Source organism: Flexivirga sp. G2 (assembly GCF_055397625.1).
In genome coordinates this window covers 1,600,379-1,612,597 of sequence record NZ_AP039675.1, presented here as the reverse complement: position 1 = coordinate 1,612,597, position 12,219 = coordinate 1,600,379, and the positions used below count along the sequence as shown (strand labels likewise).

The following is a 12,219-nucleotide window of genomic DNA, read 5'->3' as shown; positions in this document are numbered from 1 at the left end:
GCTGAAACACCCTCGCAGCAGCAAGGATTCGCATGTCTGAGAACCTCGAGGTCTCCATCGAGATCAACGCCGACCCGATGCGGGTGTGGGCCGTCGCTTCCGACCTGACCCGGATGCCGCAGTGGAGCCCGCAGACCAAGAAGGTCATCGTTCGTGGCGGCCCGCTGCAACTCGGCAGTCCGATGATCAACTTCAACCGACTCGGCGTGCGCTTCTGGGCGACCCGCAGCCGGATCGTGTCCTTCGAGCCGGGCAAGCGGATCGCCTGGGAGATGAAGGAGAACCACGCCACGTGGAGCTTCGATCTGGAGTCCCTGGACGACAACACGCGCACCCGGCTCGTCGAGCGTCGTGACGTCTCCGCCGGAGTCAGCAAGGCGTCACGGGTGCTGATCGACCGGTTCCTCGGCGGGGAGGTCAACTTCGAGAAGGAGCTGACCACCGGCATGCGGCAGACCCTGCAGGGTATTCGCAACTCAGTCGAATCCGCATCGTAGGCAACGAGATCCACATGGCTGACTGCATCTTCTGCGCCATCGCGACCGGTGCAGCGACGGCGCACCAGGTCGCGCGCACCGAGCACACAGTCGCGTTCCTGGACAACCGACCCGTCTTCAAGGGGCACGTGCTCGTCATACCGACGCAGCACGTGGTGACACTCCCCGACCTGCCGGACCCGCTCGTCGAACCGTTCTTCCGCGAAGTACGCCGCATCGCCGGCGCCATACCCACGGCGCTCGGTGCGCAGGGCACCTTCGTGGCGATGAACAACACGGTGTCGCAGAGCGTCGCACACCTGCACTGCCACGTCGTCCCGCGCACCAAGGGTGACGGGCTGCGCGGCTTCTTCTGGCCACGTGTCCGGTATGCCGAGGGCGAGCAGGTCGACTACGCGCAGCGGCTGCGCGAGGCACTGACCGACTGACGCCGCTACGTCTTCGCGGGCGCAGATCGTTACCAGCGTTTGCACAAGGTTGGTGCTTAACTTGGAGGAGGCGGGGGCGCGCCCCGCGACGACGGCCGCCTCCACGGCTACCGCCGCCAAGGTTCGACTCGGAGGTCAACCATGGAAGGCTCAGTGCAACCCGGAAGTGTCGTCGTGGGGATCGACACTTCGACGTCCTCGCTCGCCGCTCTGGACTGGGCGGCCGACTACGCCAAATCGACGCACTCACCCATCCATCTCGTCCACGGGTTCAGTCACGACAGGCCCGATCTCGTCTTCAACATGGGCGCCGAGCCCGAGCGGTTGTATGCCGCCGGCGAGCGCGTCCTCACCCGTGGCCGTAACCGAGTTCACCTGAAGGATGTGCGGATTGACGTCACGACGTCGCATCCGGACGGCTACCCCGCCGCCGCGCTAGTGCGGGCCAGCACTCACGCTCAGCTCGTCGTGCTCGGCTCGCACGGGGACAGCATGCTGCACATCTCCTCACTCGGTGAGACCGCCCATCAGGTCGCGGCGCACGCCAAGTGTCCGGTCGCGGTGATCCGCAAGGAGCCGGACACCGCGGCATACGGTCGCATCACCGTCGGCGTCGACCGCTCGGACCTCAGCCGCAAGGGACTCGCCTGGGCGTTCGGGGAGGCCGAGCGCACCGGGGCCGACCTGCACGTCCTGCACGCATGGCAGCCACAGGACGCCAAGGACCCGAACCTCGGCACCGCCGACTGGAAGTCCTACACGGCGGCCTGCCGTGAGGCGATCGAACAGTCGGTCGCCGGCCAGCAGAAGCTGCACCCGACCGTGAAGGTGCGCACCGAGATCGCCGACGGCAACCCGACGCGCGCCCTCGTCGACGAGTCGCACCGCAGCGACCTGGTCGTCATCGGTGCCCGCGGCGTGGGTGGGTTCGAGGGCCTCACCCTCGGTCGCGTCGCCGTCGACCTGTTGTCGCACGCCACCTCACCGGTCCTGGTGATGCACTGAGCCGACCACGCCGGCCGACTAGGGCGAGCCGCTGGGCGGGGGGCCGTATCGAGACCCTGCCCCCGAAGCTGGTCGAGTAGGACGAGCCGCTGGGCGAGGCCGTATCGAGACCCTGCAAGGTCTCGATACGCTCCTTCGTCGCTACCCTTCGATACGTTCGCTCGTCCCTCGCGAACTACTCAGGACGACGCTCGCCCAGCTTCGTGGCGTCGAGCTGGTCCAGCAGGAACGCGAACCCGAAGGCCACCTGCTCCCAACCGTCGTAGCGTCCGCTGCGGCCGCCGTGCCCTGCGGCGATCTCGGTCTTCAGCAGGATCGGGCGCTCCGGGTCGGCGTCGACCGTTTCGCGCAACTGCTGCACCCACTTGGCCGGCTCCACGTAGAACACCCGGGTGTCGTGCAGGCTCGTGGTCGCGAGGATCGCCGGGTAGCGGCCCGGCCGGATGTTCTCGTACGGCGTGTACGACTTCATGTAGGCGTACACCTCCGGGTCCTCGATCGGGTTGCCCCACTCCTCCCACTCACCGGCGGTCAGCGGGAGGGTGGGGTCGAGGATGGTCGTCAGCGCGTCGACGAACGGCACGTCGGCGTGCACCGCGGCATACAACTCGGGTGCGAGGTTGGCGACGGCTCCCATCAGCAGCCCACCGGCCGAACCACCTTCTGCGACAAGGCGATCCGGGTCCACCCAGCCGCGCTCGATCAGCGCGCGGGAGACCGCGACGAAGTCCGTGAACGTGTTGCGCTTGGCCAGCAGCTTGCCCTCGTCGTACCACGTGCGACCCAGCTCGCCGCCGCCCCGAATGTGCGCCACGACGTAGACGACACCGCGATCGAGCAGCGACAACCGCGCGGCCGAGAAATAGGGGTCGAACGACATCTCATAGGAGCCGTAGCCGTAGACGTAACCCGGATTGCTGCCGTCGGCCGCGACGTCGCGGCGCCGCACCAGCGATGCCGGAATGCGCGCACCGTCCTCGGCGGTGACCCAGAGACGCTCCTCGACATACAGCTCCGGCTGGTAGCCGGGGACCTCGCGCGCCTTGAGCAGTGTCAACTCCCCGCTGCCCGGTGAGTAGTCGAAGACGCCGTCCGGCGTGAGCCAGGAGACCAGCACCAATTGCACTGTGGCAGTGTCATATTCGGGGTTGTTGCCCAGCGCGAGCGTGTGCAACTGCGGCTCCACGGGTATGGCGCGAGGCTCCCCCAGCGTGCCGTCGTCGCCTTTGGGCAACAGTCGCAGCGTGCGGAGCCCGTCGTGGCGCATCGACACGACCACGAAGTCGGCGAACGCGTCGACACCGAGGATGCGGTCACCGTCGCCACCGGTCATCACCGGCACCCAGTGCTCGCGTCCGGGTGTCGCGAGCGGTGCCTGGGCGAGGTCGAAGTCGACGCGAGAAGTGTTGTGCACCACCAGGATCCGGTCGCCGTCCACCTCGACGTCGTAGTCCAGGCCGGTGACACGGGGCTGCACGACCTGCAACGCACCGGTCGGCTCAGCGAGGTCCAGCAGGTGCGCCTCGGTCGTCGTACTGGACCCGATCATCACGATCAACCAGCGCTCGTCACGGGACTCCCCGATCATCAGCGAGAACTGCTCGTCGTCCTCGCGGATGATCAAGTGGTCCTGCTCGGCGGACGTGCCGAGTTCGTGCCGCCATACCTCGTGAGCGCGCCAGGCGTCGTCACGCCGCGTGTAGAACAGATGCCGGCCGTCGCGGGACCAGACGATGCCGTTGCCGATGCGGCGGACGCTGTCATCGAGGACCTCGGCGGTGGCCGCGTCGCGCACGGTCAGGTCGTAGATCTCGTCACCGGTCACGTCCAGGCCGATCGCGACACGGCTCCCGTCGTGACTCACGGCGAGGTCGGACAGTTCGAAGAAGTCGTGGCCGGCAGCCTCCGCGTTGCCGTCCAGCAGCACCTGTTCGTCAGGCAGCGACTCCCCCGGCCGCGGATCCGGCCGCTCGGCTCCGGCGACATACGGCACCCGCACGTGCACGGCATACTGCTCGCCCTCGACGGTGCGTGAGAAGTACCACCAGCCGCCCATCCGCACCGGCACCGACAGGTCGGTCTCCTGCGTGTGCGACTTGATCTCGCCGAAAATGGTGTCCGCCAACGGTTTCAGGTGATCGGTGACCGCCGTCGTGTAGGAGTTCTCCGCCTCCAGGTGCGCGATCACCTCCGGTGACTCCTTGTCGCGCAGCCACTCGTAATCGTCGGTGAACGTGTCGCCGTGGAAGGTGCGCGTCGTGGGTTCGCGTCGGGCGCGTGGCGGCTGCGGAGAAGTCACCCGCCCAGCGTACGAGTGGACAGGTTCGCGAGTGCCGTAACCCTCGACCGTCGAAGGTTAGGTACGCCCCACGGCCCATTCCTGTGCGGTAACCCTCGACCGTCGAAGGTTGGAGCGGCCAGCAGCTACTCGTTGATACCCGTTTGTTCCACTCCGGCGACGATCCAGCGCTGCAGGAAGAGGAACATCACCAGCAGCGGCACCATCGAGACGAGCGCGGCGGTGAACATGCCGGACAGGTCGACCGATTGCGCCGTGATGTATGTCGACAGGGAGACCTGCACGGTCCACGCCGACTGGTCCTGGCCGATCACCAACGGCCAGAGGAACGAGTTCCAGCTGCCGATGAAGGTGATGGTCGCGATCGCAGCGGTGAACCCCCACGAATTGGGCACCACGATCGCCAGGAAGGTGCGCATCGGGCCGGCGCCGTCGATCCGGGCCGCCTCCTCCAGCTCCTTCGGAAAGCCGAGGAAGTACTGCCGGAAGAGGAAGGTCGCCAGCGACTGGAAGAGCCCGGGGATGATCAGCCCGCGCAACGTCGACACCCAGCCGAGCGACGACACCATCACGAAGGACGGCACGAACGTCACCGCCGCCGGGATCAACAACGTCGCCACGATCAGGTAGAAGACCGCGTTGGCGTAGCGCACCGTCGAACGCGCGAGGCCGTAGCCCGCCATACCCGAGATGACCAGCACGAGCACCGTCTGGGTGACCGCGATCGCCAGCGAGTTGACCATGCTCCGCGCCAGCGGAACCGTCGAATTGTCGAACGTGTCAGCAAAATTCGACCATTGCGGGTGCGTCGGAAACCACGTCCAGTGGTCGATCCCGACCAGCTGCTGCTCCGTGGACAGCGCACCGCGCAACAGCAGATAGAACGGCACCAGGAAGATCAGTGCCGCGACCGACAGCACAAGGTACCGGGCTGCGCGCACACTCAACGCCGCTTTCATGCCTCCCGCCTCCCGATGCCGGTGAGCCGGCCCTGCAGCAGCGCGAAGATCGCGATGATCAGCGTGAGTATGACGGCACCGGCGCTGCCGTCACCGAAGTCCTGCCCGTTGCCGAGCGCCACGTTGAAGAGGTAGACCAACGGCGGCCGGGCGTATGGCGGATAGCCGCCCGTCGTCGACAGCACGTTGTAGAACTCGTCGAACGCCTGAAAGGCGTTGACCAGCAACAACATCAGCACCGCGGTCGAGGTCGCCCGCAACTGCGGCAGCGTGATGTACCGGAACGCCTTCCAGCCGGTTGCCCCGTCGAGCGCCGCCGCCTCGTAGAGCTGTTGCGGCACCCGTTGCAGCGCGGCGAGGAAGAGCACCATGAAGAAGCCGATCTGCAACCAGAGCCGGACGCTGACCAACACCAGCCAGTACCACGGTGGGTGCACGACGGACAGCCAGGCGATCGGGGCGCCGCCGAGCCAGCCCAGCACCGTGTTGACCATCCCTGCGGCCGTGCCGCCGAAGAGCGAGTGCCGCCAGATCATCGCCGCGACGACATAACTGCAGGCCGTCGGCAGGAAGAAGACCGACCGGAAGAACGCCTTGCCCCGCCGGACGCCGTTGACCAGCACCGCCAGCCCGAGCGACAACACGAACGTCGTCGGCACGATGAACACGGCGAAGAGCAGGAATGTGACCAGGCTGGATCGGAAACTGGAGTCGCCCAGCATCCGCCGATAGTTATCGAACCCAACGAAATGCGTTGGGGTCACGGTGTTTCGAGCGTCGTAGAAGCTCAGCCACACGCTCCACAGGATGGGTATGACGACGAAGATCAGCAGCCCGGCGACGAACGGCCCGACGAAGATCCAGAACCACAAATGCGGGCTGTCGGTCCACTTGCGTCGGGGGCTGGCCGGTCGTGCCTGCGACGACGCGGCGGGCTCGACGGCCTGCTCAGCCACCGATCCGCTTCAACTCCGCGCTCACCGTCTTCGCCACCCCGGCCAGCGCCGAGGTCGCGTCGGCGCCCGAGCGCACGATCTTGTCGACAGCGTCGGTCATCGCGGTCGCGGACTTCGGCGACCAGAGCAGCGGCGTCTGCGGATGACCGTAGGTCTTCAGGTAACCGGCTGCGGTCTTCGCCTCACCCGACTGCAGCTTGGTGGCCTTGGCGATCAGGCTGGCCCGCGCCGGCACGTGGAAGCCGTAGCTCTGGGCGAAGTCGAGCTGGTCGGCGGTCTGATCGACCCAGAGCCACTTGACGAAGGCCTTGGCCGCATCGACGTCCTTGGCCTTGGCGCTCACGCAGGACGCATAGGCACCGACCGGCACCGACGGCTTGCCGGTCGATCCGATCGCCGGGAACGGCAGCACCCCGAAGTCGTCGCCCAGCTTGTCCTTGAGCATCGGGAAGTTCCACAGGCCGGTCCACTGAATCGCGGTGAGACCGCTGGAGATTGCGCCCGGGTCGGACCAGTCCGTGGGTGCGCCGAGCAGCAGGTTCCCGGAGGTGAAGAGCTGGTGGAATTTGGTGAGCGCGCCTGCCACGTCGGCATTGGCGAAGTCTGGCTTGTTGTCCGAGGTCAGGTAGTCATGACCGCTGCTCCACAGCACCGGACCGGCCAGGATGCCGGCGCCACCGTCGTTGCCGAGGAAGAGACCCTTCACCTTGCCGGTGGTGAGCTTCTTCGCCGCCGCGATCAGCTCGTCGAGCGTCTTCGGTGGTTGCACACCGGCCTTCTGCAGCATCGACTTGCGGTAGACGAACAACTGCATGTCGACGACCTGCGGGACGCCGTAGATCTTGCCCTGCCACGTCATCCGATCCAGCAAGGACTTGGTGAAGTCGTGCTTGGCATCACCGTAGACGTCCGTGAGGTCGACCACCTGCTTGCCGGTGATCATGTCGATCGTCGGGCCGTTGCCGTACTCGAAGACGTCCGGTCCCGATGTCGTCAGCAGCGCCGCCGCCGACTTCTGGTCGTAGTTGCCCGGGATCCACTGGACGTTGACCTTGGCCTTCTTGTATGCCGCGGCATACTTCTTCACCGCCTGCTCGGTGCCCTGCTCGCCGTACTGGTGGTACCACTGCGAGATCGCACCCCCGCCGCCACCACCGCTCGAGCCACCGCTGCCGCCCGAACCTCCGGAGGACCGGCCGGTGTTGCCGCCGCACGCCGCGAGCGCGCCCGCGACGAGGACGCCGCCACCGGCGGTCAGCAGGTGACGCCGCGATGGCATAGCCGAGTTGGTGGCCGAGGTCGAATAACGCTTCATGATCGAAAACATATCGTTCCGAAGGGCATTCCGGCCGGATTGAGGTCTCGATACAGCGCTCGTGCCTCGCGCCACTCGACCAGCTCTTGGGGTTACCCGACGAGGCAGGCCGGGCCGAGCAGCGCCTTGAGGTCGCCGAACAGCGCCGGCGAGGCGGTGACCCGCAGGCCGTCCTCGAGTCGCACGGTGACCGACCGACCCGGCTGGGTGAGCTTCAGGTGCACCTCGGTTGCGCCGGGGTGCTCACCGAGGACGCCCTTGAGCCGGTGCGCCAGACCGTTGTTGGCCCGCACGAGCGGCAGGGTCAGCACGACCGGGCCGCGCACGTCGCCCTTCAGCTCCGGGATCGTCAGCTCCTGCGCGTTCAACGAGATCGTGTCGTCACGCTCCATCACCCGACCCTTGATGACGCACACCGTGTCCGGGCTGAGCATCGTCGAGACGGTCATGTAGGTCTTGGCGAAGAACAGCACCTCGACGCTGCCCTCGAGGTCCTCGACCGTCGCGATCGCCCACAGCTCACCGCGCTTGTTGCGCTTCAGCTGCAGCCCGGTGATCAGGCCTGCGATGGTGATCATCGAGCCTTCCTTCGGGGTGTCGTCACCGTGCAGCTTGGCGATCGAGACGTCCGCGTGCTGCGAGAGCACGTGCTCGATGCCGAACAACGGATGGTCGGAGACATAGAGCCCGAGCATGTCCCGCTCGAACGCCAGCTTCGTCTGCTTGTCCCACTCCATCTCCGGGATCGGCGGCAGCGCCGCCAGGCTCACGCCCTCCTCGTCGCCGAACCCGGCGAACAGGCTCTCCTGACCCTGCTCGCTCTTCTTCGCCTCGTCGGCGAGCGAGTCGACATAGGTCTCGTGGATGGCGACCAGGCCTTGCCGGGTGTGCCCGAGATCGTCGAAAGCGCCTGCCTTCACAAGGGATTCGACGGTGCGCTTGTTGCAGACGGCGGTGCCGCCCTTGCGCAGGAAGTCCTCGAACGAGGAGAACTTGCCCTTCGTCTCGCGCGCCCGGACCGTCGCGTCGACGACGTTGCCACCGACGTTGCGGACCGCACCGAGGCCGAAGCGGATGTCCTCACCGACCGCGGTGAAGTCGTGCGACGACTCGTTGACCGACGGCGGCAGCACCTGGATGCCGAGCTTGCGCGTGTCGGCCAGATAGATGGCCATCTTGTCCTTGGTGTCACTCACCGAGGTGAGCAGCGCGGCGGCGTACTCGGCCGGGTAGTTGGCCTTGAGGTATGCCGTCCAGTAGCTCACCAGTCCGTAACCGGCGGTGTGCGACTTGTTGAATGCGTAACCGGAGAACGGCAGCATGACGTCCCACAGCGCCTGGGTCGCCTCGGGCGAGAAGCCGTTCTTGATCATGCCGGCGGAGAAGTTGTCCCACTCCTTGGCCAGCACCTCGGGCTTCTTCTTACCCATGGCCCGGCGCAGCAGATCCGCACCGCCGAGGGTGTAACCCGCGAGCTCGCGGGCGATGGCCATGATCTGCTCCTGGTAGACCAGCAGGTGGTAGGTCGTGCCGAGGATCGGGTCCAGCGCTTCCTTCAGCTCCGGGTGGATCGGGGTGATCTCCTGCCGGCCGTTCTTGCGCTCGGCGTAGTTGACGTGCGCGTTGGCGGCCATCGGTCCCGGCCGGTAGAGCGCCAGGACGGCGGCGATGTCCTCGAATCGGGTCGGCACCATCAGCCGCAGCAGGCTGCGCATGGCGCCACCGTCGAGCTGGAAGACACCGAGCGTGTCACCGCTGGCGAGCAGCTTGTAGGTCTTCTCGTCGTCCAGCGGGATGCCCTCGGTGGTGATGGTCTCGCCGCGGTTGGACTCGATGTTCTTGAGGGCGTGGTCGATGATGCCGAGGTTGCGCAACCCCAGGAAGTCCATCTTGATCAGGCCCATGTCCTCGCACTGCGGGTACGAGAAACCGGTGATGATCGTGCCGTCCTTGTCCCGGCGGTGCATCGGGATCAGGTCGAGCAGCGGTGCCGACGACAGGATGACCGCGGCCGCGTGCACACCGGTGCCGCGGATCTTGCCCTCCAGACCGCGCGCGGTGTCGAAGACCTTCTTGACCTCGGGCTGGGCCTGGATCATCGCGCGGAAGTCGACGCCCTCGGAGTAGCGCGGGTGCTTCTCGTCATACGTCGCGGCCAGCGGGACACCCTTGCCCTGCACGTCCGGCGGCATCGCCTTGGAGATCTGGTCACCGAGACTGAACGGGAAGCCCAGGATGCGGTTGGCGTCCTTGATCGCGGCCTTCGCCTTGATGGTGGAGAAGGTGTTGACCTGTGCGGTGTATGCCGAGCCGTACTTCTCGGTGACGTAGTGCACCATCTTGTCGCGCTGGCGGTCGTCGAAGTCGAGGTCGACATCCGGCGGGTTGATGCGCTCGGGGTTGAGGAACCGCTCGAACAGCAGCTGGTGCTCCAGCGGGTCGAGCTCGGTGATGCGGGTCAGGTAGGCGACCATCGAACCGGTCGCCGAACCACGACCTGGCCCGACGGGCACGCCGTTGTCGCGGGCGTAGCGGCAGATGTCGGCCACCACGAGGAAGTACGACGAGAAGCCCATCGGCTCGATGACCTTCATCTCGGTCTCGATCCGGTCGAGCACTTCCTGGCTCGGGTTGTCGCCGTAGCGCTCCTTCAGGCCGAGCTGGATCTGCTCACGCAGGAACGACGCCTGGGTCTGCCCCTCCGGCACGTCCGGGAACTGCGGCATCCGGTCGACATACTCGAAGACCTCGTTGTAGTCGCCGATCATCTCGGCGACCCGCAGGGTGTTGTCGCACGCCTCGGGCAGCTCGCGGAACAGCTGCCGCATCTCGTCGGCGGACTTCAGGTAGTAGCCGGTGCCGTTGAACTTGAACCGGCCCGGGTCGTCCTTGTTCTTGCCGACGCCGATGCACAGCAGGTCGTCGTGACTGTCGGCCTCACCCTCGGTGACGTAGTGGCTGTCGTTGGTCGCCAGCAGCGGGATGTCGAGCTTCTTGGCGATGTCCAGCAGCCCGGATCGCACGGAACGCTCGATGTCGAGACCGTGGTCCATCAGCTCCAGGAAGTAGTTGTCCTTGCCGAAGATGTCCTGGTATGCCGCCGCCGCCGCGACGGCCTCGTCGAACTGTCCGAGCCGCAACCGGGTCTGCACCTCGCCGGACGGGCACCCGGTCGTCGCGACGATGCCCTGGGCGTGCTCGGCCAACAGCTCACGGTCCATCCGGGGCTTCATGTAGTAGCCCTCGAAGCTGGCCAGCGAGCTGAGCTTGAAGAGGTTGCGCAGACCCGGGGCGTCCTTGGCCCACATCGTCATGTGCGTGTAGCGACCGCCGCCGGAGACGTCCTTGCCGCCCTCACCGTCGACGTTGGCGTCGCGCTTGCCGCCCGGTGCCCAGAACTCCTGCTTGCGCGAATGCCGCGTGCTCGGAGCGACATAGGCCTCTATGCCGATGATCGGTTTGACCGGGGAATCCTTTGCGGCGCCGAAGAATTCGTAGGCACCGAACATGTTGCCGTGGTCGCTCATCGCGATCGCCGGCATGCCGAGACGTTCCACCTCCTCGAACATCCGCCCGACGTTTGCGGCGCCGTCGAGCATCGAGTATTCGGTGTGCACATGCAGGTGCACGAAGTCTGCGGAGGCGGCGGGATCGGACATCGCGATGAGTCTAGATCCGGGGTCGGACAGGTCCGTCATGGCACGCGGATCTGTGACGGATGTGTCTGGTGGTATGGCGCGCGTCCTCGACATCATGCCCGCGCATCCGGGAGTCCTAAGACCCTCCCGAACGAGCTCAGCCCAAGGACCAGCGTCGGGTGAGGGGTTGCCTAGGACCTAGGCCGAAGTCCGCCACGAGGCCCAACCGACACCGGTCCCCCACGTCCCTTCCTATGCAAGGCAACAACACGCTGCGTGCACCACGCACGCCATTGCAAGGGGGAAGCATGAAGTTCGCAACCAACCACTTCGTCGTCGCCGGCATCGTCGGAGCGGTCACCGCCTCCGGTGCGATCGCCGCCAGTACGGCGAGCAATGCGGCACCGTCCGCAGCCGGGGGCAGCACCACAGCGGCCGCCAGCTCGTCAGTGGCCGCGCCGAGTACTGCGGCGCCGATCGAGGACCAGTTGATCGTGCACATCGCGCCCGGCACGTGCACTGCGACCGACCAGGCCCAGCACCGACAGACGTCGATCGTCACCATCACCGTCCTCAAGGACGAGCGCTACTCGACGTCGGTACGCATCGACAATCTGCAGAGCCTCGGCGGAGCCGCGCCGAACGGTCTGCAAACGTATGTGAGTTCGGACCTGGGCTGGATGCGACCAGGACAGACTCGCAGCACCACGGTGTCCTGGCCGGCCTCGGTGACCCATGCCTGGCTCAACACGGAGCTAGGGCCGCAGAAGTACGCAGCGCCCATCGGCAAGAGCTTCGAACTGGGCGGTAAGGGTCTCGCCGGCTACTCGACAGTGTGCAGTTCCGGCGCCTCGAAGCAGCCGACGGCCGAGCCGACCAATGAGCCGACCAACCAGCCAACCAACGAGCCCCCGACGCCGTCACCCGCCACAACCACTCTCGGAGTGACCGGCTGATCAACGCCACGTCCGTATGACGCCCCGCCCGGCGCACGAGCGGGGCGTCATACGTTGGGACACTGCACATGGCGACTGTCGCCGGTTATGCACGAGATCCCGCCGATTCAGCCGCCCAACCAGTGACCGTCGCCGGTTATGCACGGGACCGCGCCCAACCCGGCTG

The 12,219-nt window shown here is 66.4% G+C and carries 9 protein-coding genes; 4 read left to right on the top strand and 5 right to left on the bottom strand.

What is annotated here, in order from left to right:
• The first annotated feature begins 32 nt into the window (after nucleotides 1-32).
• The 3 genes from ACZ50J_RS07755 (at nucleotide 33) to ACZ50J_RS07745 (ending at nucleotide 1,930) form a co-directional block, all read left to right on the top strand.
• Nucleotides 33-497, top strand: coding sequence for an SRPBCC family protein (locus ACZ50J_RS07755; protein WP_464300690.1), 465 nt, complete (start codon nucleotides 33-35; stop codon nucleotides 495-497).
• A gap of 14 nt (nucleotides 498-511) precedes the next feature.
• Nucleotides 512-925: an HIT family protein gene (locus tag ACZ50J_RS07750; RefSeq protein ID WP_464300689.1), complete on the top strand. Its 414-nt coding sequence runs from the start codon at nucleotides 512-514 to the stop codon at nucleotides 923-925.
• A gap of 174 nt (nucleotides 926-1,099) precedes the next feature.
• A complete protein-coding gene (locus tag ACZ50J_RS07745; protein WP_464300688.1) occupies nucleotides 1,100-1,930 on the top strand; it encodes a universal stress protein in 831 nt (276 codons plus the stop codon).
• A 175-nt stretch (nucleotides 1,931-2,105) separates the two neighbouring features.
• On the opposite strand, the gene ACZ50J_RS07740 is transcribed toward ACZ50J_RS07745, so the two are convergent.
• From ACZ50J_RS07740 to dnaE, 5 genes are all read right to left on the bottom strand, one after another.
• Nucleotides 2,106-4,229, bottom strand: a complete 2,124-nt coding sequence (locus ACZ50J_RS07740) for a S9 family peptidase (protein ID WP_464300687.1) — start codon at nucleotides 4,227-4,229, stop codon at nucleotides 2,106-2,108.
• Nucleotides 4,230-4,354: 125 nt separating this feature from the next.
• Complete coding sequence (locus tag ACZ50J_RS07735) at nucleotides 4,355-5,188, bottom strand: carbohydrate ABC transporter permease (protein ID WP_464300686.1); 834 nt, start codon at nucleotides 5,186-5,188, stop codon at nucleotides 4,355-4,357.
• A complete protein-coding gene (locus tag ACZ50J_RS07730) occupies nucleotides 5,185-6,144 on the bottom strand; it encodes a carbohydrate ABC transporter permease (protein ID WP_464300685.1) in 960 nt (319 codons plus the stop codon). The genes ACZ50J_RS07735 and ACZ50J_RS07730 overlap by 4 nt, the downstream gene beginning before the upstream one ends.
• On the bottom strand, nucleotides 6,137-7,459 hold the full coding sequence (locus ACZ50J_RS07725) for an ABC transporter substrate-binding protein (protein ID WP_464300684.1): 1,323 nt from the start codon (nucleotides 7,457-7,459) through the stop codon (nucleotides 6,137-6,139). The genes ACZ50J_RS07730 and ACZ50J_RS07725 overlap by 8 nt, the downstream gene beginning before the upstream one ends.
• 92 nt (nucleotides 7,460-7,551) lie before the next feature.
• A complete protein-coding gene (gene dnaE, locus ACZ50J_RS07720) occupies nucleotides 7,552-11,118 on the bottom strand; it encodes a DNA polymerase III subunit alpha (RefSeq protein ID WP_464300683.1) in 3,567 nt (1,188 codons plus the stop codon).
• A gap of 287 nt (nucleotides 11,119-11,405) precedes the next feature.
• Here dnaE and ACZ50J_RS07715 point away from each other — a divergent pair, with 287 nt between their 5' ends.
• Nucleotides 11,406-12,053 carry a hypothetical protein gene (locus tag ACZ50J_RS07715; protein ID WP_464300682.1) on the top strand — a complete coding sequence of 216 codons (648 nt, stop codon included), beginning with the start codon at nucleotides 11,406-11,408 and terminating at the stop codon, nucleotides 12,051-12,053.
• The last annotated feature ends 166 nt before the right edge of the window (nucleotides 12,054-12,219 follow it).